General features: G+C 74.2%; 11 protein-coding genes. 7 read left to right on the top strand and 4 right to left on the bottom strand.

Features of this window, described 5'->3' with window-relative positions:
• Window positions 1-115: 115 nt before the first annotated feature.
• Entirely contained in the window at window positions 116-2,782 is a 2,667-nt protein-coding gene (locus NYF13_RS13220) for a LuxR C-terminal-related transcriptional regulator (protein WP_315656618.1), read from the top strand.
• Window positions 2,775-2,927: a hypothetical protein gene (locus tag NYF13_RS13225; RefSeq protein WP_315656619.1), complete on the top strand. Its 153-nt coding sequence runs from the start codon at window positions 2,775-2,777 to the stop codon at window positions 2,925-2,927. Before NYF13_RS13220 ends, NYF13_RS13225 begins: the two co-directional genes overlap by 8 nt.
• 62 nt (window positions 2,928-2,989) lie before the next feature.
• Here NYF13_RS13225 and NYF13_RS13230 read toward each other — a convergent pair whose 3' ends face one another.
• From NYF13_RS13230 to NYF13_RS13240, 3 genes are read right to left on the bottom strand one after another with little or no spacing between them, the layout of a single operon-like run.
• Window positions 2,990-3,949: an NAD-dependent epimerase/dehydratase family protein gene (locus NYF13_RS13230; protein WP_315656620.1), complete on the bottom strand. Its 960-nt coding sequence runs from the start codon at window positions 3,947-3,949 to the stop codon at window positions 2,990-2,992.
• A gap of 13 nt (window positions 3,950-3,962) precedes the next feature.
• Window positions 3,963-5,255: a nucleotide sugar dehydrogenase gene (locus NYF13_RS13235; protein WP_315656621.1), complete on the bottom strand. Its 1,293-nt coding sequence runs from the start codon at window positions 5,253-5,255 to the stop codon at window positions 3,963-3,965.
• Window positions 5,256-5,289: 34 nt separating this feature from the next.
• Window positions 5,290-5,973: a PIG-L family deacetylase gene (locus NYF13_RS13240; protein WP_315656622.1), complete on the bottom strand. Its 684-nt coding sequence runs from the start codon at window positions 5,971-5,973 to the stop codon at window positions 5,290-5,292.
• Window positions 5,974-6,205: 232 nt separating this feature from the next.
• Here NYF13_RS13240 and NYF13_RS13245 point away from each other — a divergent pair, with 232 nt between their 5' ends.
• Complete coding sequence (locus tag NYF13_RS13245; RefSeq protein ID WP_315656623.1) at window positions 6,206-15,946, top strand: SDR family NAD(P)-dependent oxidoreductase; 9,741 nt, start codon at window positions 6,206-6,208, stop codon at window positions 15,944-15,946.
• A gap of 44 nt (window positions 15,947-15,990) precedes the next feature.
• Here the strand turns inward: NYF13_RS13245 and NYF13_RS13250 are convergent, their stop codons facing one another.
• A complete protein-coding gene (locus NYF13_RS13250) occupies window positions 15,991-16,716 on the bottom strand; it encodes a TetR/AcrR family transcriptional regulator (RefSeq protein WP_315656624.1) in 726 nt (241 codons plus the stop codon).
• Between the two features lie 70 nt (window positions 16,717-16,786).
• Between NYF13_RS13250 and NYF13_RS13255 the strand changes: the two genes are divergently transcribed.
• The 4 genes from NYF13_RS13255 (at window position 16,787) to NYF13_RS13270 (ending at window position 20,901) form a co-directional block, all read left to right on the top strand.
• On the top strand, window positions 16,787-17,206 hold the full coding sequence (locus tag NYF13_RS13255; RefSeq protein ID WP_315656625.1) for a hypothetical protein: 420 nt from the start codon (window positions 16,787-16,789) through the stop codon (window positions 17,204-17,206).
• 124 nt (window positions 17,207-17,330) lie between these two features.
• Window positions 17,331-17,567: a hypothetical protein gene (locus tag NYF13_RS13260; protein WP_315656627.1), complete on the top strand. Its 237-nt coding sequence runs from the start codon at window positions 17,331-17,333 to the stop codon at window positions 17,565-17,567.
• Window positions 17,568-17,581: 14 nt separating this feature from the next.
• Window positions 17,582-18,340, top strand: a complete 759-nt coding sequence (locus tag NYF13_RS13265; protein ID WP_315656629.1) for an ABC transporter ATP-binding protein — start codon at window positions 17,582-17,584, stop codon at window positions 18,338-18,340.
• Window positions 18,337-20,901, top strand: a complete 2,565-nt coding sequence (locus NYF13_RS13270) for an ABC transporter permease (protein WP_315656630.1) — start codon at window positions 18,337-18,339, stop codon at window positions 20,899-20,901. The genes NYF13_RS13265 and NYF13_RS13270 overlap by 4 nt, the downstream gene beginning before the upstream one ends.
• Window positions 20,902-20,956 lie beyond the last annotated feature (55 nt).

A 20,956-nucleotide genomic window follows, 5' to 3' on the forward strand; every position in this document is an offset into this window, starting at 1 on the left:
TGTCGTTCTCGCAGGAAGATGACCGCCTGCGGCCAAGGAGCTGACGATGGGCGTGCACTGGGGGCAGAACCGCCGAAACGATCCGCGGGGGGCGTTGGCGTTTATCGAAGGTCTGTTGATCGAATGCGACGCCGGGACGGGGGAGACCGTGCTGGTGGGCGGGGGCCCGGCCAGCGGCAAGTCGCAGGTGCAGAACCAGGTCGTGGCCCGGGCTCGGGAGCTGGGCATCCTCACGCTCACCGCGGCCGGCGCGGCCGACGAGCGCGAGGTGGACGGCGGGGTGATCGACCAGTTGCTGGCCGGGCCCGCGCTGCCCCGGGCGGTCACCGGGCCGCTCACCGAAGGCGACCCGGACGAGCGGATCGCCGGGCTGGCCAGCGCGGTGCACCGGCTGGCCCGCGAACGCGCGGTGCTGGTCGCGGTGGACGACCTCCACCACGTGGACGAGACCTCCGCGCGGCTGCTGCTCCGGCTGCAGCGCCGGACCCGCTCCTCGGCCCTGCTGCTCGTGCTGAACCACCCGGACAGCTGGTACACCGGCGACGGGCTGCGGTTCGCCGCCCAGCCGCACCGGCACGTGCAGCTCACCCCGCTGTCCGTGGCGGCCATCGCGGAGCTGGTCGCCGACGCCGGCCCCGAAGACCTGCCCGAGCGGATCCACCGGCTGACCGCCGGAAATCCCTTGCTGGTCAACGCTTTGCTCGACGCGTACCGCGGCGACGCCGACGACAGCCGCGTCGGGCTGGCCTACTCCGAGGCGGTCCAGCGCCTGCTGCAGCGCTACGGCTCGCCGCTGCGCGAAGTGGCGACGGCCATCGCGGTGCTGGACACCGAGGTCACCACCGAGGCGGTAGCCACCGTCGCCGGGGTCGATCCGCTCGAAGCCGAGGCCTCGGCCGGGGTCCTGGCCGACAGCGGACTGGTCACCGGCGTCCGGTTCCGGCAGCCGCCGGCCGCGGCGGCCGTGGTCGGCGGGCTGCGCGGTCCGGAGAAGGTGCGCCTGCACCTGCGGGCGGCCGAGGTGAAGCACCACCGGGGCCTGGCCGCCGCGGACGTCGCCCGGCACCTGGTCGCGGCGGGCGAGGCGGGCGCCGAGTGGGCGTTGCCGGTGCTGGTCGAAGCCGCGGAACAGGTGATGCTCGGCGACGACGTGGACTTCGCCACCCGCTGCCTCAAGCTGGCCGCCACCGCGACGACGGCGAAGTGGGAACAGCAGCTGATCTCCCAGCTGCTGGCCAAGATCACCTGGCGGGTCAACCCGGCCGCGGCCGCGCCGCACCTGGAGGGGCTGCGCCAGGGCGGGGAGCAGTTCGACCGTTCGGACCGGATCGCCCTGGTGCGCCAGTCGCTGTGGTTCGGCGACCGGGAGACCTTCGAGCGCGGGTTCGCCGCGCTGCGCGACGACCCCGCCGGCTTCGAGCCGCTCGACCCCCGCACCGCGGCCGAGCTGAGCCTGGCCGGGCAGTGGCACTACGGCGTCTGCGCGGTCCCGCCGCCGGTCCCGGGAGAACGCCCGGCCGAGGCCGGCGACCCGTGGCGGCACACCGCGAGCACGCTCGGCGCGGTGTGGCGCACCGGCGGCACCGAGGCCACTTCCGCCTGCGCGGAACGGATCCTGCAGAACTGCCGGCTGTCCGACACCTCGCTCGAGGCGCTGGCCACCGCGATACTGGCGCTGGCTTACGACGGCAAGACCGAACGCGCCGAAGGCTGGTGCACCTCGCTGGGCGAGGAGGCGGAGTACCGCGGCGCGGTGACGTGGAAGGCGATGCTCGACGCTATCGGCGCCGGGCTGACGCTGCGCCGGGGCGATGTCGCCGCCGCAGCCGAGCAAGCCGCCCGCGCGCTGGCCCGGCTGGACGCGCCCAACTGGGGGGTCGCGATCAGCTACCCGCTGGCCACGCTGCTGAGCGCGCACACCGCGGCCGGGGCGTTCAAGGCCGCCGCCGCGGTGCTGCGGCACCCGGTGCCGGACGTGGTGTTCACGACCCTGGGCGGGGTCCGCTACCTGCGGGCCCGCGGGCAGTTCCACCTGGCGACGAACCGGGGGCTCGCCGCGGTCAGTGATTTCCAGCAGTGCCGGCGGATCCTGCGGGAGCGGGGCCTCGACCTGCCGGTCGTCGCGCCCTGGCGCTCCGACCTGGCCGAGGCCAACCTGCGGCTGGGCAATCCGACGCTCGCCGTGGAACTGACCCGGCACCAGCTCACCGATGCGGTGCCCACCGACAGCTACTCCCGGGGCTCCGCGCTGCGGGTGCTGGCCTTCGCCGGGGACAGCGCGGCACGGCCCGGGCTGCTCAACCGCGCGGCCGAGGCGTTCAAGGCCTCCGGTGACCGGCTGGAGCTGGCGAAGACCGTGCGCGCGCTGAACCAGCTGGGCCAGCGGGCGGAGCGGTCCGCGGGACTGGTCAAGCCGGTGCACGTGCCGCGGCAGGCCGGCCCGGCCGGGTCGCGGGCGCCGGCACCCGGTCGGATGGCGTCCACTGTGGCCGGTTCGACGGCGGGAGTGTCCACAATGGACGGATTGAGGCCACGGCCGGGCGCGGCGGCGAAGCCCGGCGGCGCGGCGCACCCGGCTTCGCTGAGCGAAGCGGAGCTGCGGGTGGCCGAGCTGGCCGCGCACGGGCGGACCAACCGCCAGATCGCGGAGACGCTCTACATCACCGTGAGCACGGTGGAGCAGCACCTGACCCGGGTGTACCGCAAGCTCGGCGTGTCCGGGCGCTCCGCGCTGGCCGGGGGGCTGGCCGACGAGCCGGCCGGGGGAGCCGACGGTGCTTGACCCGGACGAGCTGCTGGTGGCCGAACTCGCCGCGCGCGGCACGGAGGTCGAGGCGATGGCCGAGGCACTGAAGACCTCCACGGGCGCGGTGCGGGAACGGCTGGAGCGGGTCTACCGCAAGCTCGGCGGACTGGCACCGGGCTGAAGCGTGCGAGCAGAGCCGCGTCCCGGATCCGGGACGCGGCTCTTGTCGTGACCGCGAAGGAATCAGCTACGGCGATCGGCCACCACCGCGTCGATGATGTCGTCGAGGGTGCGGGTGGGGACGAAGCCGATTTGGTTGTACGCCCGGGTGCAGTCGGGGATGCGGCGTTGCATGTCTTCGTAGCCATCGCCGTACGCCTGCTCGTACGGGACCTTCGCGATGACGCTGTCGGACCCGGTCTTGTCGATCACGCGCTCGGCGAGCTGCGAGATGGTGGTCTGCTCGTCGCTGCCGAGGTTGAACACCTGGCCGTACGCCGATTCGTCGGCCAGCAGGTCGACCAGCGCGGGCACCACGTCGTGCACGTGGCAGAAGCACCGGGTCTGCTGGCCGTCGCCGAAGACGGTGATGGGCTCGCCGGCCAGCGCCTGGGTGACGAACCGCGGGATGACCATGCCGTAGCGCCCGGTCTGGCGCGGGCCGACGGTGTTGAACGGCCGCACGATCACCGTGCGCAGGCCGTGCTCGACCGCGTAGAGGTGGGCGAAGGTCTCGTCCAGCGCCTTGGCCTCGGCGTAGGACCAGCGGTTCTTCAACGGCGAGCCGATGATCCGGTCGGCGTCCTCGGTCAGCCCGTCGGCGGTGTTCTTGCCGTAGATCTCGCTGGTGGAGGCGACCAGGATCGGCACGTCGTGGCGCAGCGCGGCGTCGAGCAGGTTCTCGGTGCCGTGCAGGTTGGTGCGCAGGCTGTCCATCGTCTTGTCGAGGATGGTGAACACGCCCACCGCGGCGGCCAGGTGGAACACGGCGTCGACGCCGGGCATGCAGGATTCGACCGCGGCCGGGTCGGTCACCGAGCCCTTGACGAAGCGGAAGCCCGCGTGCCCGGAAACGGGGGTCAGGTTGTCCAGCGAGCCGGTGCTGAGGTTGTCGAGGGCGACGACCTCGTGCCCGAGGCCGATGAGGTGCTCGGTGAGGTGGGAGCCGATGAACCCGGCCCCGCCGGTGATCAGGTAACGCACGTCAGTGGTCCTCTCAGTTCGCGAACAGCGCGCGGTCGAAGCGGTAGGTGGCGTCGACCACGGTGGCGCAGCCGGCCAGCCAGTCGTAGCGGTGGCCGGGCTGGATCGTGTGGATCAGGGCGACGTCCCAGTCGCCGCCGTCCGGTTCGGCGATGCCGTCGAGGGAGCCTCCGGTCACGCGCACGTTGGGCACGAGCGGGTCGTAGTAGCCGACCTTCGCGCCCTTCGCGGCGAGCAGGTCGAGGATGTCCAGCGCCGAGGACGAGCGCACGTCCTGCACCCCGGGCTTGTAGGTCACGCCGACCACCACCACCCGCGCGCCGGCCAGTCCCTTGCCGTCCTGGGACAGGGTGTTCAGCACCCGCTCGACGACCTGCTTCGGCCGTTCCGCGATGGCGTGCATGGCCTGCGTGACCAGCGGTGCGTTGCTGCTCGTCGCGCGCAGCTGCCACAGCAGGTAGTGCGGGTCGCAGGGGATGCAGTGGCCGCCGACGCCGGGGCCGGGGTGGAAGGCCATGAACCCGTAGGGCTTGCTCGCGGCCGCGTCGATCACCTCGATCGGGTCGATCGAGAAGCCGTCGCTGATCTCGGCGAACTCGTTGGCCAGGGCGATGTTCACCGCGCGGAAGGTGTTCTCGTACAGCTTGGTCATCTCCGCGGTCTCCGGCGAGCTGACGCAGTGCACGGCCGGGGTGAGCACGTTGATCACCCGCTGCGCCATCGCGGCGCACCCGGGGGTCACCCCGCCCAGCACGCGCGGGGTCTCGGCCTGGGTGTGGGTGACGTTGCCCGGGTCGATCCGCTCCGGGCTGGACGCGACGAAGATGTCCCGGCCGACCTTGAACCCCCTGGCCAGCAACGGTTTCACCAGCAGCCGCTCGGCGGTGCCGACGTAGCTGGTGGAGGTGAGGATCAGCGTCTGGCCGGCGCGGGCGTGGGTGATCAGCTCGGCGCACGCGCTCTCCAGCGGGCCGAGGTCGGGCATCAGGTACTCGTCGAGCCCGGTCGGCACGCACACCAGCACCGCGTCGGCCTCGGCCACCCGGGCCGCCTCCGTGGTGAGCTGGAAGTCCTCCTGGTGCACGGCCTTCTCCAGCCGGCGGTGATCGCTCTCGATCAGGTCGACCTCGCCCGAGCGGATGGCGTCGAGGCGGTTCTGCGAAAGGTCGACCCCGATCACCCCGACCCCGCCGGCGTGCAGGCCGAGCGCGGTCGGCAGCCCGACGTAGCCCATGCCGATCACGGCGACGGAGGTCAGCTTGCTGAGTTCGGCGATGGTCTCGTGTTCAGCGACGGTACTGGTCATTGCGGTTCACCTGTTCCTGGCACGGAGGAGATCCTCAGTGGACGACTCGGACGATTTCGAAGGCCTCGGCCAGCCCGGCCGAAACCTGCGAGCCGCGGTATTCGGCGAGCGCGCGCACCCCGCGCTCACTGCGCGGGCTGGGCCACGGCTCCAGCTCCTTGCCGTAGGCCCGCAGTGCTTCGAGCTTGCGTTCGAGGTGGGCCTCGTCGAGGCGCTGCCAGCAGTTGGGCCGGAAGGTGACCGGCAGCCCCGAGGCCTCGCCGACGTCGGTGGCCGAGCGGATCTCGAACGTCCGGATCTCCTGCACGCTGCCCTTGCCGGGACGGCCCGCGACCCGGGCGGCCCGGCTGACCAGCGAGTGGTCGGTGCTCAGGTCGCACATGCTGGTGGTCAGGATGGTGTCCGGCTCGAAGTCGCGGACCTCGCGCTCCACCACGCGGTTGAGCTCCAGGTGGCTCACGGCGTCGAGCCGGTTGTCGCCGAACTCGTCGATCCTCACGCGCTCCACCCCCAGCGTCTTGGCCGCCAGCTCGATCGCCGCGGTGCGGTTCGTGACGCCGGTGCCGGTGGCCGAACGCGAGCCGTCGTCGTTGGTCAGGATGCAGAGCGAGACCACCACGCCCTCGTCGGCGAGGCGGGCGATGGTGCCGCCGGCGCCGAGCGTCTCGTCGTCGCCGTGTGCCCCCACGACCAGCAGTTTGCGTATCTTCCTGTGCATACCGATCCCCAGTCTGTCCGGTGAGCCCCGAGCACGAACGAAATCCCTGGAGCTGAAGGAAATCTGACATCGGCGGGGTGGACCGGACAACCCCTAAAGACCGTCTAAAGCAGACCTTGGCGGCCACTTCGCCGACGGTGTTGCTGGGGCGGCTAGGGGTGGGAGCGGCCACCGCGGCGCTCGTATCGTCACCACGGTCCGGCATCGGGTGTCGTGGAAGGAACGAGGACACGTGGGCAACTCCGAGGAAAAACTGGTCGGTGCGCTCCGGGCGTCGCTGAAGGAGACCGAACGGCTGCGTGACCGGAACCGCCGGTTGACCGAGGCGGCGCGTGAGCCGATCGCCATCGTCGGCATGGCCTGCCGGCTGCCGGGCGGCGCGAACACCCCGGAGGACCTCTGGCGGCTCCTCGACGGCGGGGTCGACGCGATCGGCGAGTTCCCCGCCGACCGCGGCTGGGACCTCGACCGGCTCTACGACCCGACCGGCGCGCGTCCCGGCTCCAGCTACGTGCGGGAGGGCGGGTTCCTGCACGACGCCCTCGGCTTCGACGCCGACCTGTTCGGCATCAGCCCGCGGGAAGCCCTGCTGATGGACCCGCAGCAGCGGCTGCTGCTGGAGACGTCGTGGGAGGCGTTCGAACGGGCGGGTATCGCCCCGCACTCGGTCAAGGGCAGCGCCACCGGCGTGTTCGCCGGCACGATGTACCACAACTACCAGGGCAGCTACGGGTCCTCCGGCGTCATCTCCGGGCGGCTCGCCTACACCTTCGGGCTCGAAGGACCCGCGGTCACGATCGACACCGCGTGCTCGTCCTCGCTCGTCGCGCTGCACCTCGCGGTGCAGGCCCTGCGTTCCGGCGAGTGCTCGCTGGCGCTGGCCGGCGGTGTCTCGGTGATGTCGACCCCGCGCACCTTCGTCGAGTTCTCCCTCGACGGCACGCTCGCCCGCAGCGCCCGCTGCCGCACGTTCGCCGATTCCGCCGACGGCACCGGCTGGTCCGAGGGCTGCGGCATGCTGCTGGTCGAGCGGCTGTCCGACGCGCGCCGCCACGGCCACCCGGTGCTCGCGCTCGTGCGGGGCACCGCGATCAACCAGGACGGCGCCTCCAACGGCATGACCGCGCCCAACGGACCGGCCCAGCAGCGGGTGATCCGCCAGGCGCTGGCCAACGCCAAGGTCGAGCCGGCGGAGGTCGAGGTCGTCGAGGCGCACGGCACCGCGACCAAGCTCGGCGACCCGATCGAGGCGCACGCGCTGCTCGCGACCTACGGCCAGGACCGCCCGGACGGCCACCCGCTGCGGCTGGGCTCGATCAAGTCCAACATCGGCCACACGCAGGCCGCGTCCGGGGTGGCCGGGGTGCTGAAGATCGTGCTGGCCCTGCAGCACGGGGTGCTGCCGCGGACGCTGCACGTGGACCGGCCGACCCGGCACGTCGACTGGACGGCCGGGCAGGTCGAACTGCTGACCGAACCGCGGGAGTGGCCGCGCGGCGAGCAGCCGCGCCGGGGCGCCGTGTCGTGCTTCGGCCTGAGCGGGACCAACGCGCACATCATCCTGGAGGAGGCGCCGGAGCCGGAAGCGGGCCCCGGTGCGGCCGACACCGCCGCCGTGCCGCTGGTGCTGTCCGGCCGCACCCCGCAGGCGTTGCGGGCGCAGGCGTCACGGCTGGTGGAGCACCTGAACGCCGAACCGGGCCTGCCGCCGTTGGACGTGGCCCGCACGCTGGCGGCCGGGCGCACGCACCTCGACCACCGGGCGGCCGTCGTCGGCCGTGACCGCGACGAACTGCTCGCCGCGTTGACCGCGTTCGCGAACGGGGAGCCCGGCGCGGTCACCGGTGTCGCGCGCGGTGAGGTGAGCACCGCGTTCCTGTTCTCCGGCCAGGGTTCCCAGCGCGCCGGGATGGGCCGGCAGCTGGCGGCCGCGTACCCGGCGTTCGCGGCGGCCTACGACGGGGCCTGCGCGGAGCTGGACCGCCACCTAGACCGGCCGCTGCGCGAGGTGATCGACACCGATCCGGAGGCGCTGGCCCGGACCGGGAACACGCAGGCCGCGCTGTTCGCGTTCGAAGTCGCGCTGTTCCGCCTGGTCGAGTCGTGGGGGCTGGTGCCCGAAGCGGTGTGCGGCCACTCGATCGGTGAGCTGGCCGCCGCGCACTGCGCCGGGGTGCTGTCGCTGGCGGACGCCGCCGAGCTGGTCGCCGCGCGGGGGCGGCTGATGCAGGCCCTGCCCGCCGGGGGCGCGATGGCCGCCGTCGAGGGCACGCCCGAGGAGGTGGCCGCGCACGATCCACAAGGGACGGTGGACGTGGCCGCGGTGAACGGCCCGCGGTCGGTGGTGCTGTCCGGGACGGAGGCCGCCGTGCTCGCGGTGGCCGCCAGGTTCGCCGAGGACGGGCGCCGGACGACCCGGCTGCGCGTCTCGCACGCGTTCCACTCGCGCTTGATGGAGCCGATGCTCGCGCAGTTCCGCGCCGTGGCCGAGAAGCTGACCTACCAGCCGCCGGCGCTCACCGTCATCTCGTCGGTCACCGGCGGCGAGGTTTCGGCCGAGCTGACCGACCCCGAGTACTGGGTGCGTAACGTCCGCCAGCCGGTGCGGTTCGCCGACGCGGTCCGCGCGCTCACGGCCGAGGGGGTCAACCGCTTCCTGGAACTGGGCCCGGACGCGCCGCTCACCGCCGTGGTCCCGCAGTCCGCGGCGGACTCCGCCGTCGCCGTGCCCGCGCAACGACGGGACGTCGCCGAGGATCTGGCGGTGGCCACCGCGCTGGCGGCGCTGCACGTCCGCGGCGTGGTGCCGGACTGGTCCGCGCACTTCACCGCGCGCGGGGCCGGGCAGGCCCCGCTGCCCACCTACGTCTTCCAGCACCGGCGTTACTGGCTGGAGGTCGCTCCGGACTCCGGTGACGTGACCTCCACCGGACTCGACCCGGTGGACCACCCGCTGCTCGGCGCCGCGACGCTGCTCGCGGACGCCGACGGGCTGGTGCTGTCCGGCCGGGTCGGCCCGAGCACCCACCCGTGGCTGAACGACCACGTGGTCGGCGGCTCGATCCTGCTGCCCGGCACCGCGTTCGTCGAGCTGGCCGTGCGGGCCGGGGACGAGGCGGGCTGCGGCCGGGTGCGGGAGCTGACGCTGCACTCGCCGCTGGTGCTGCCCGCGAAGGGCGCGGCCCGGATCCAGGTGCGGATCGGCGTTCCCGCCGAGGACGGTTCACGCCCGATCAGCATCCACTCCCGCTCCGAGGACCTCGCCGCTGCGCCGGCCTGGGTGCGCCACGCCGACGGCCGGCTGACCCCGGCCGCCGGCCGCGCGGACTTCGACCTGAGGGCCTGGCCCCCGGCTGGGGCCGAGGCGCTCGACCTCGACGGCATGTACGAAATGCTCGCCGGGCACGGCCTGGTGTACGGGCCGGTGTTCCAGGGCCTGCGCGCGGCCTGGCGGTCCGGCGAAGACGTGTACGCCGAGGTCGCGCTGCCCGAGCCGGACCGGCCCGGCGCGGAGGCTTTCGGCCTGCACCCGGCGGTGTTCGACGCCACGCTGCACGCCGTCGGGCTCGGTTCGGCGGCGGGGGAGGGCACCACGCTGCCCTACGCGTGGTCGGACGTCGAACTGCTGGCTGCCGGGGCTTCCACGCTGCGGGTGCACGTTCGCCCGACCGGTGAGCGGGCGGTGGAGCTGCGGCTCGCGGACTCCGCCGGAGCGCCGGTGGCCCGGGTGGGCGAGCTGAAGCTGCGCCGGATCAGCGAGGAGCAGCTGGCCGCCGCGCGGGCGGTGCCGGGCACCACCGACGCCCTGCTGCGGGTGGACCTGGTCCCGGTCGCGCTGCCGGACGTGCCCGAGGCACCGGATTTCACGGTGTACGAGGTGAAGCCGGGAAACGACGCGGCGGCGGCGAAGAAGGCCGTCCACAGTGCCCTGGACGCACTCCGGAGCTGGATCGGGGAGAACCGGCCCGGGAAGCTGCTCGTGCGGGCCCACGGTGACCTGGCCGGCTCCGCGGTGGCCGGGCTCGTGCGTTCGGCCCAGGGGGAGGAGCCGGGCCGGATCGTCCTGGTCGAGGGGGCGGCGAGCCCGGACCAGCTTGCCGCGATCTCGGCCGCCGACGAGTCGGCGGTGTCCATCGTGGACGGTGTGGCGCACGCGCCGCGGCTGGCCCGAGTCGGGCAGGAGCCCGCGGCCGTGCCGCCCGGCTGGGGCGAAGGCACGGTGCTGGTCTCGGGGGGCACCGGAGCGCTGGGCCGGCTCGTCGCCGAGCACCTCGCACGGCAGGGCGCGAGGAAGCTGCTCCTGGTCAGCCGGCGCGGTGCGGACGCGCCCGGCGCGGCCGAGCTCGTGACCCGGCTCGAGGAGCTGGGCGCGCAGGCCCAGGTGGTCGCCGTCGATCTGGCCGACCGCGCGAAGGTGCGCGCCCTGCTGAAGAAGCACCCGGTCACCGCGATCGTGCACGCCGCCGGGGTGCTGGACGACGGCCTGCTGCCCTCGCTCACCCCGGAGCGGATCGACCGCGTCTTCGACCCCAAGGCGCTGGCCGCCTGGCACCTGCACGAGCTGGCCGGCGACGTCTCGGCGTTCGTCACGTTCTCCTCGGCCGCCGGCGTGCTCGGTGCGCCGGGCCAGGGCAACTACGCCGCCGCGAACGCCTTCCTCGACGCCCTCGCCGTCCGGCGCCGCGCCGAGGGCAAGCCCGCGCACTCGCTGGCCTGGGGCATGTGGGCCTCGGGCATGGCGGTCGAGACCCAGGACAAGCGGGGGCTCGGCGCGTTCACCGCGCCGGAAGGACTCGCGCTGTTCGACGCGGCGCTGGGCGCGCCCGGCGGGGTGTACGTGCCGATCAAGCTGGACCTGCCCGCGTGGCGCGACTCCGGCGGCGTGCCGGACCTGCTGCGCGGACTGGTCCCGCTCGCGCGGCGCACGGTGTCCGACCGGGCGGCCGGGGCGGATTCGCTGCTGGGCCTGCTGGTCCGGCTGCCCGCGCCGAAGCGGCTGGACCACCTGCGCGAGCTGGTCGTCCGGCACGCCGCCGCGGTGCTCGGGCACGGTTCGGCCGACGTGGTCGACGCCGACCGCGCGTTCAAGGACCTCGGTTTCGATTCGCTCACCGCGGTCGAGCTGCGCAACGCGCTCAACGAGGCCACCGGTCTCGCCCTGACCGCCACCCTGGTCTTCGACCACCCGACCGCGGGCGAGCTGGCCGCGCACCTGCACGAGCGGCTGCTCGGCGAGCTCGGCGAACCGGCCGCGGCCGAGGAAACCGCGGTGGCCGTGGACCTCGACGAGCCGGTCGCGATCGTCGGCATGGCCTGCCGGTTCCCCGGCGGGGCCGACTCGCCGGAGGAGCTGTGGCGGCTGGTCGCCGAAGGCCGCGACGGCATCGGCGACTTCCCCGGGGACCGCGCCTGGGACATGGACCACTGGCTGGCGCAGGTCGCGCCGGACGGCGGCACCCCGCAGGGCGGGTTCGTCGACGCCACCGGCTTCGACGCGGCGTTCTTCGGCATCGGCCCCAACGAGGCCGTGATGATGGACCCGCAGCAGCGGCTGCTGATGGAGTCCACCTGGGTGGCGTTGCAGAACGCGGGCCTGGACCCGCTGGCCCTCAAGGGCAGCACCACCGGGGTGTTCGTCGGGGTGATGCAGACCGACTACGACCCCGGTGACGCGCTCGCCCAGGGCGGTGGCCTCTACCGCGGCTCGGGCGCGCTCAGCAGCGTCGTCTCCGGGCGGGTCGCCTACGCGTTCGGGCTGGAGGGCCCGGCGGTCTCGGTGGACACCGCGTGCTCGTCTTCGCTGGTCGCGCTGCACCAGGCGACGCAGGCACTGCGGGGCGGGGACTGCTCGCTGGCGCTGGTCGCCGGGGTCTCCGCGCTGGTCTCGCCCGCGCCGTTCGCGCAGTTCGTGGACGGGGCGGTGGCCCGCGACGGCCGCTGCAAGCCCTACTCCGCCGCCGCGGACGGTTTCGGCTGGGGCGAGGGCGTCGGCGTGCTGGTCGTCGAACGGCTTTCCGAGGCCCGCCGCCACGGCCACCCCGTGCTCGCCGTCGTCAGGTCCACCGCGGTGAACGCCGACGGGGCGTCCAACGGGCTCACCGCGCCGAGCGGCGCCGCCCAGGAGCGGCTGATCCGCCGGGCGCTGGCCACCGCCGGGCTCGAAGCGTCCGAAGTGGACGCCGTCGAGGGCCACGGCGCGAGCACCCCGCTCGGCGACCGCATCGAGACCACCGCGCTGCTCGCGACCTACGGCCGGGACCGGCCCGAGGACCGGCCGCTGTGGCTGGGCTCGGTCAAGTCGAACATCGGGCACACGCAGGCCGCGGCCGGGGTGGCCGGGGTGATCAAGATGGTCGGGGCCCTGCGCCACGGCGTGCTCCCCTCGACCCTGCACGTCACGGAGCCGACGGCCGGCGTCGACTGGTCGGCGGGCACCGTGCGGCTGCTCGACCGGGCGCAGGACTGGCCGCGGACCGGGCGTCCGCGCCGCGCCGCGGTCTCGGCCTTCGGCTACAGCGGGACCAACGCGCACGTGATCCTGGAGCAGGCGCCCGCGGAGCCGGTCGCGGCCGGCCGGAACCCCGGCACCGAACCGGTCGCGGACCCCGGTGGGGTGCTGCCGCCGCTCGTGCTCTCGGCCCGGACCGCCGCGGCGCTGCCGGACCAGGCTCGGGCCCTGCTGGAGCTGCTGGACACCACCACCCCGGAACTGCTCGACGTCGCGTACTCGCTGGCCGCGCGCCGCCCGCTGCTGCCGCACCGGGCCGCCGTGGTCGGCACCGACCTGGCCGAGGTCCGCGCCGCGCTCGCCGATTGGTCCGGCTCGGCGAACGTGGTGACGGGCCGCGCCCGCTCCGGCGGCACCACCGCGTACCTGCTGCCCGGGCCGGGCGCCCAGCGCGCCGGTATGGGCAGCGGGCTCTACCGGGCGTTCCCGGCCTTCGCGCTCGAATTCGACCGCGTGGCCGGGCACTTCGACCCGCACCTGGGCTGCTCGCTGCGCGAGGTGATGTTCGCCGAGGCGGGCTCGGTCGCCGCGCAACTGCTGGAGCGGACCCAGTTCAGCCAGGCCGCGGTGTTCACCTTCGCGGTGGCGCTGTTCCGGCTGCTGGAGTCGTGGGGTCAGCGGCCGGACGTGCTGGTCGGTCACTCCGTCGGCGAGATCGCCGCCGCGCACCTGGCCGGGGTGCTCTCCCTCGGCGACGCGGTGAAGCTGGTCGCGCACCGCGGCCAGCTGATGGCGGAGGTGCCCGCCGGCGCCGTGGTCGCGCTCGAGGCGGCGGCGTCCGAGGTCACGCCGCTGCTCGGCCCGGGGTCTTCGCTGGCCGCGGTGAACGGGCCGCGCGCGGTGGTCGTGTCCGGTGTGGAGGGTGAGGTGCTGGCCGTGGCCGACCACTTCACGAAGCTGGGCCGGCGCGCCGACCGGCTCCCGACCGCCTGCGCGGTGCACTCGCCGGTGCTCGACGAGATCCTGGAGGAGCTGGAGGAGATCGCCGCCGAGCTGACCTACGACGAGCCGCGGCTGGCCGTGGTGTCCACGGTGACCGGTACCGCGGTCACCGATGCGCTGCGCGACCCGAAGCACTGGGTCGCCCACTGCCGGGACACGGTCCGGTTCGCCGACGCCGTGCCGGCGACCGGCGCGAACCGGTTCGTGGACCTCGGCACCGACGGCGAGCTGATCGCGCTGGCGCAGGCCACGCTGAGCGAGGCCGAGGACGTCGTGTTCGTGCCCGTGCTGCGCCAGGACCGCCCGGAGGCGGAGTGCGCGCTGCTGGCCGCCGGGCGGCTGCACGCCGCCGGCGCCGGACTCGACGTCCGGCGGATGTTCGCCGGCCGCCACGCGAAGCCGGTCGCCCTGCCGGACTACGCCTTCCACCGCACCCGCTACTGGCCCTCGGTCGACATGGAGGCCCGCCGGGAGACCGGCGACCTGGCTTCGAGCGGGCTGAGCTCCAGCGAACACCCGCTGGCCGGCGCCGTGCTCACCGTGGCGGGTTCCTCGACCGTGGTGCTCACCGGCACGCTGTCCCCGGCGACCCACCCCTGGCTCGCCGAGCACCGCGTGGACGGGACCGCGGTGTTCCCGGCCGCCGGGTTCGTCGAGCTGGCCGTGCGGGCCGGGGACGAGGCCGGTTGCGGCCGGCTGGTCCGGCTGAGCACCGGTGTGCCGCTCGCCCTCGGCCCGGGGAAAACGCAGGTGCAGGTGGTCCTCGGCGCCCCCGGCGCGGACGGGCAGCGGCCGGTGACCGTCCACTCACGACAGGAGGGCGAGTGGACCCGGCACGCCGAGGGATGGCTGGCCCCGGACGAGGGGCCGGAACCGGAGCCGCTGGAGCAGTGGCCCCCGGCCGGCGCGGTCCCCGCCGACGTCACCGAGCTGTACGGACTGCTCGCCGACGCCGGTCTCGACCACGGCCCCGGCTTCCGCCGGCTGCGCACCGCCTGGGTCGCGGACGGCTCGGTCTTCGCCGAAATCGACCTCGACGCCGGTGCGGGGGCCGACCGGTTCGGGCTGCACCCGGCCGCGCTGGAGTCGGCCCTGCACGCCGCCGCACTGTCCACTGTGGCCGTGATCGACGGGGTTCCGGTGCAGTGGAGCGATTTCCGGCTGTTCGCCACCGGTGCCTCCCGGCTGCGGGCCCGGCTGACCCCGATCGGCGAGGACGCCGTCGCGCTGCTGCTCACCGACCTTTCGGGGGCGCCGGTCGCGGCCGCCGGCTCGGTGCTGCTGCGCCGGGCGCAGCGGCCCGAGTCCGCCGGGGCCTCCGAGCGGGTGGTCACCCGCCGCCGCCGGGCGGTGGTGGCGGCGCCGGTCGAGGCGCCGGGTTCGCCGGAGCTGACGGAGAAGGGGCTGCGGAAGTTCGTGCTCGAACAGGCCGCGGCGCTGCTCGGCTACCCCGGCACCGATGGCACCGACAGCACCGATGGCACCGGCGGCATCGACGCGGAGGCGCACTTCCTGGAGTTCGGCTTCGACTCGCTCACCGCCGTCGCGCTGCGCAACGTGATCTCCGCGCGGACCGGGCTGACGCTGCCCGCCTCGGTGGTGTTCGACCACCGGACGCCGGCCGGTCTGGCCGGGCACCTGCTGAGCCTGCTCGCCGGGGCCGCCCCGGGCCCGGTCGCGGGGGATCCGGTGAAGGACCTGTTCTTCGAAGCGGTCCGCGGCGGCCGGGTGGAGGACGGCATCGCGCTGCTCGGCGCGGCGGCCAATCTCCGGCCGAAGTTCACCGGGGCCGCCGACCTGCCCGAGGCGCCCCGGCCGCTGGAACTGGCCGCCGGACCGGCCGCGCCGCGGCTGCTCGCGGTGCCGCCGCCCGCGGCGATGGGCGGCGCGTACCAGTACGCGAAGCTCGCGGCCCAGTTCCGCGGGATCCGGTCGTTCTCGGCCCTGCCCACCCCCGGTTTCCTGGCCGGCGAGCCGGTGCCGGCCGACGTCGAGGCCATGCTGGACGTGCTCGCCGAAAGCGTGCGGCTCGGTGCGGACGGGCAGCCGTACGCGTTGCTCGGCTACTCCTCCGGCGGTGTGCTGGCCTACGCGCTGGCCTCGCGGCTGGAGAAGGCGGGCCCGGCCCCGGCGGCGGTGGTCCTGCTCGACAGCTACGAGATGGACGGTGGCGGTGAGGCCACCGCGGACACGGTGTCCGACATGGCCGCGGGCATGCTCGAACGCGAGGAGCAGTACGGCCCGTTCGACCGCGACAAGCTGACCGCGATGGCCTGCTACCTGGGGCTGCTGGAGGAGGTCGAACTGGCCGAGGTCGCCGCGCCGGTGGTGCTCGTCCGGCCGGATCGCCGCTTCACCACCGGTGGCGGCCCGGCCGTGACCGGCGAGGACGCGGGCGCCTGGCGCACGACGTGGCACCGGGCGGACGCGGTGGTGACCGTGCCGGGCGATCACTTCAGCCTGGTCGACACCGACGCCGGCACCACCGCCAAGGCGGTGGGCACTTGGCTCGAGGACCGGTGAGCCGCGGCCGGGGGTGGCGTTCGCCGCGCCGCCCCCGGCCGGCTTCAGGCGCGAGCGGCGGCGAGCAGGCCGGTGATGCCGTCGAGCACGCGGTCCAGCCCGAACTCCACCGTGGTGGCCGCCGGGTACTGCCCGCCGGCGGCCAGCGCGGCCAGCCGCGGGTAGCCGTGCTCCGCGAGCAACGGCTGCAGGAACGTGCGCAGCGCCGCGCTCCGCTCGGGGGAGCCGGGGTCGGCCAGCGCCCGCCCGCGTTCGGCGGTGGCGCGGGCGAAGTCGGCGACCAGCTGGGCGCAGCCCAGGGCATCCACATCGGACAGTCCGGCCCCGTGCAGCGCGGTCAGCAGCAGTTCGGTCCAGCGCAGCCGGTGCGGGGTCACCGCGCCGCCGCGGAAGGGCACGTCCAGCAGCCACGGGCGCAGGCGGTAGCGCTCCAGCGCGGCGTGCGTCCAGGCCCGGACGGTGGCCGGCCAGCCACCTTCGTCGCCCAGGCCGTCGGGCGGCGGGCCGAAGCCGGTGTCGGCCAGCAGGACCACCAGTTCGTCCTTGGACCCGATGTAGCGGTAGAGCGCGTTGGTGCTCAGCCCCAGCGAGGCGGCGATGTTGGGCAGCGACGCGGCGGCCAGCCCCTCTTCGTCGGCCAGTTCCACCGCCGCGGCCACCACCTGCGCGACGGTGTGCGAAGGCTTCGGCCCGCGCCGGGGCCGCGGCGCTGCGGACCACGCGGGGCGCAGTCCCGGCGGCAGGTCCGGGGGATCGTCTTGTGTCGGCATCTATCGCTCCCCGGTCTCCTTCAGTAAACTGTGCAAGTCTTACACTAATCTGAGCTGGGGGCGAGCGAACGTGAGCGAGACCAACCGGTCCGGGCTGGGCCGGGTGACCGAGCTGGACCGGAAACTGGCGGCCACCGAGATCGAGCACGCCCGCTCGGCCGGGAGCTACGACGGCCAGGAGGCGGCCCGGCGCCTGGCGCGCGTCCGGCTGGCCACCAGCCACGCGGCCCTGCGCAGGGCGGTCGACGGCGTGTCGGGCGAGGCCGCCCCGGCCCTGCTGGAGGCGGCGCCGGGCTTCGCGGCCCGGTTGTTCCTGCTGGTCGGCGGGGTGAACGTGCTGATCTGGCTGTTCATCGGCGCGATCGGCGGCCAGTGGGACCCGCTGTGGCTGATCTGGGTGCTGCTCGGCGGCGGGGTGCTGGTCGCGGGCGTCTGGGGCGTGCGGGACTGGGACCGCCGCCTGCGCGCGACGGCCGGCGACGCCTCCTGAACCCGGCCGGGCCGGGTCCGGTCCCGGGGCGGGGTGGCTTCCCCCGGTGGTCCGAGTGCGCTAAACTGCGCAAGCCTTACACAATTAACCTTGTCACTCCGCCGTCGCCGATATGGGGGGCCTCATGCCGGAGAGCACCGAAGAAACCCGCTCCTCCGGGAGCACCGCCCGCCGGATCGTCACGATCGCCTGGGCCGTGGTCGGGGGCGTGCAGTTCGTCATCTGGCTGCTGATGAGCCTGATCAGCATGTCGTTCAAGTCGCCGTTCTGGCTGTGGACGATCGGCGTCGGCGGGGTCGCCCTCGCCCTGTGGTGGTACTTCGACCCGGCCCGCCGCGGCGTCCGGGGCGGAACGGAGTGAACGACGTGCCCACGATGACCTCAGTCGAATCGCCGGTCCGGCTGGACGCGGTGCACAAGACCTACGGCTCCGGGGACAGCGCGGTCGAAGCGCTGGCCGGTGTCTCGGTCTCCTTCCCGGCCGGCAGCTTCACCGCGGTGATGGGCCCCTCCGGCTCCGGCAAGAGCACGCTGCTGCACTGCGCGGCCGGGCTCGACCAGCCGACCTCGGGCCGCGTCACCCTGGTGGGGACCGACCTGAAGGGCAAGAGCGAGACGAAGCTGACGCTGCTGCGGCGCGAGCACGTCGCGTTCATCTTCCAGTCGTTCAACCTGATGCCCGCGCTGAACGTGGAGCAGAACGTCACCCTGCCGACGTTGCTGGCCGGCCGCGAGCCGGACCGGGCGTGGGTGGATCAGGTGATCGCCCGGGTCGGGCTCTCGCAGCGGGTTAAGCACCGCCCGGGCGAGCTGTCCGGCGGACAGCAGCAGCGCGTGGCGATCGCCCGCGCGCTCGCCGCCCGCCCGGCCGTGGTGTTCGCCGACGAGCCGACCGGCGCGCTCGACACCACCACCGCGCTCGAGGTGCTCACGCTGATGCGCGAGCTGGTCGCCGCGGGCCAGACCATCGTGATGGTCACGCACGACCCGGTGGCCGCCTCCTACGCGGACACCGTGCTGTTCCTGGTGGACGGCCGGGTCGTCACGCAGCTCGCCTCGCCGGGCGTCGAAGCGGTCGCGAGCACCCTGGCGCAGCTCGGCGCCCAGGCCAAGCAGGCCCGGGGGCAGGGGTGAACTCACGGCGGGTGGTCCTCGGCCTGGCGCTGTCGAGCCTGAAGTTCCGCGCGGCCGCCTCGCTGGCTTCGTTCGTGGCCATCCTGATCGGCTGCGGGCTGCTGATCGCGTGCGCCGGGCTGTTCGAGACGGCGATCGTGCTGCCGGCGTCGCCACAGCGGCTGGCGTCTGCGCCGGTGGTGGTCGGTGGTTCCGCGGGCTTCAAGCTGCCGGACGAAGAGTCGCAGGTGGTCCCGTACGCCGAGCGCGCCGGGCTGCCCGAGGACCAGGTGGCGAAGATCGCCGCGGTGCCGGGCGTGCAGCGCGCGGTGCCCGACGTGGCGTTCGCCGCGGTGCTGCTGCGCGACGGCGCGCCGGAGTCCGGGTCCTCGTCCGTCCTCAATGGACACGGCTGGGATTCCGCCGCGCTCGGCGGTTACACCCTGCGCGAGGGCGGGCCGCCGCGGCTGCCGGGCCAGGTCGTGCTCGACCCGGCCACCGCGAGCGCGGCCGGGGTCGGCGCCGGAGGGCCGGTCGAGCTCGTCGTGGACGGGCAGAAGCAGGGCTTCACCGTCTCCGGGATCGCTGAGCCGGCGCAGACCGTGCAGGCGCCCGCCTTCTTCTTCTCCGGCGGGGACGCCCAGCGCTTCTCCCCGCACCAGGGCCGGGTCGGCCTGGTCGGGGTCTTCCCGGCCGAGGGCGTGGACGCCGGTGAACTGGCCGGGCGCATCGCGGACCAGGTGCCCGGCGTCAGCGTGCTGACCGGGGACGACCGCGGCGCGGCCGAGTTCCTCGGCGTCGACGCCAGCCAGCTCCCGCTGATCCTGCTCGCCGCGGTGTTCGGCGGCATGGTGCTGGTGGTGATGGCGCTGGTCGTCTCGGCGACGATCAGCCTGACCGTGCGCCAGCGGCAGCAGGAGCTGGCGCTGCTGCGCGCGACCGGCGCGACGCCCAAGCAGGTGCACCGCATGGTGCTGGCCGAGACCATGGCGGTCGGCGCGCTCGCCGCGGTGTGCGGCGCGTTCCTCGGCCACCTGATCGGCCACCGGATCTTCGCGACCAGCGAGTCGATCGGCATCGTGCCGCGGGAGCTGGCGTTCCGGCAGGACGTCATCGCGTTCGCCGCCGGGATCGTGGCCACGCTCGCCATCACCTACGGCGCGGCCTGGTTCGCGGCGCTCGCGGCTTCGCGGGCGCGGCCGATCCAGGCGCTGGCCGAGGCCGCGATCCCGAGCGCGAAGGTGAACCCGCTGCGCCGCACGGGTGCGCTGGTGTTCGCCGCGGCGACGGTGCTGCTGGCCCTGACCACGGTGTTCATGCCGGCCGACACGGCTTCGGCGATCGGCGGGCCGGCGGTGCTGACCGGGGCCATCGCGGTGGCGCTGCTCGGCCCGGAGATCATGGCGTACGTGGCCGACCGGTTCGGCCCGTTCATCCGCCGGATCGCGGGCCGCGACGCCACGCTGGCCGTGATCAACTCGCGGGCCCGCGCGGTGGCGTTCGCCGCGGCGCTGACCCCGATCACCCTGGCCAGCGCGGTCGCGCTGGGCAACGTGTACTCGGAGACCACCGCGCAGAAGGCCCAGGTGGCGGCCTACGCCGACCAGCTCCAGGCCGACGCCGTGGTCAGCACCGGCGCCGGCGGGGTGTCGCCGGAGCAGTTCGCGCAGATCCGCGCCACGCCCGGGGTCGGCACGGCTTCGCCGCTGGTCACCAGTTCCGGCTGGATCGAGCAGCCCTACGACGGCAACGGCAGCGATCCGTTGCGCCTGCTCGGCGTGGCCGCACAGGACCAGGGCGGCACGGTGCTGTCCACCGAGGTCACTTCGGGTTCGCTGAAGAACCTCACCGGGACCGCCGTCGCGCTGCCCGAGAGCGTGGCCGACGACCTCGACCTCAAGCTGGGCGACAAGATCACCATGCGGCTCGGCGACGGGGCGCAGGCCCAGGTCGCGGTGGTCGCCCTGCTCGACAGCCCGTCGAGTTACGCGAGCATGGTGCTGCCGGCCGACCTGCTCACCGCGCACACCACCAGCGGCCTGCCCGCGCAGGTGCTGGTCAAGGCGGCCGCCGGCGCGGACCCGGACGAACTGGTGGCCAGGCTGGGCGATCAGGCCAAGGCCTGGCCGGGGGCCGTCGTCGGCGGGGACGACGCGCTGGCCCGGAACTTCCAGGCCGGCGCGGACGTCGAGGCGATGATCAACTACCTGCTGGCCGTGCTCGCCATCGCCTACGCGGCGATCGCGGCGGTGAACACCCTGGCCGTGGCCGTGCTGAGCCGCCGCCGGGAGTTCGGCGCGCAACGGCTGGCGGGCGCGGACCGCGGGCAGGTGCGGCGGATGCTGTTCATCGAAGGCGGCATCGTCGCGGTCACCGGGCTGGTGCTGGGCATCGTGATCTCGTTGTTCACCGTGCTGCCGATGGCGATCTCGACCGGCGAGATCATCCCGTCCGGACCGGTCTGGGTGTTCCTGGGCGTGGTGCTCGCGGTGTTCCTGATCGTCTGGCCGGTGACCGCGCTGTCCGCGCGGCTGGCCATGCGGCGCAGCCCGATCGAGGCGGTCACCCTGCCCGGTCAGTGATTTTGTTAGGGGTACGCGGGCCGCTCGGGCGTGGATAGTCTCGAATCCGACTATC

Origin of the sequence: Amycolatopsis sp. PS_44_ISF1, assembly GCF_032335455.1 — a bacterium.
In the GTDB taxonomy this organism is placed as follows: domain Bacteria; phylum Actinomycetota; class Actinomycetes; order Mycobacteriales; family Pseudonocardiaceae; genus Amycolatopsis.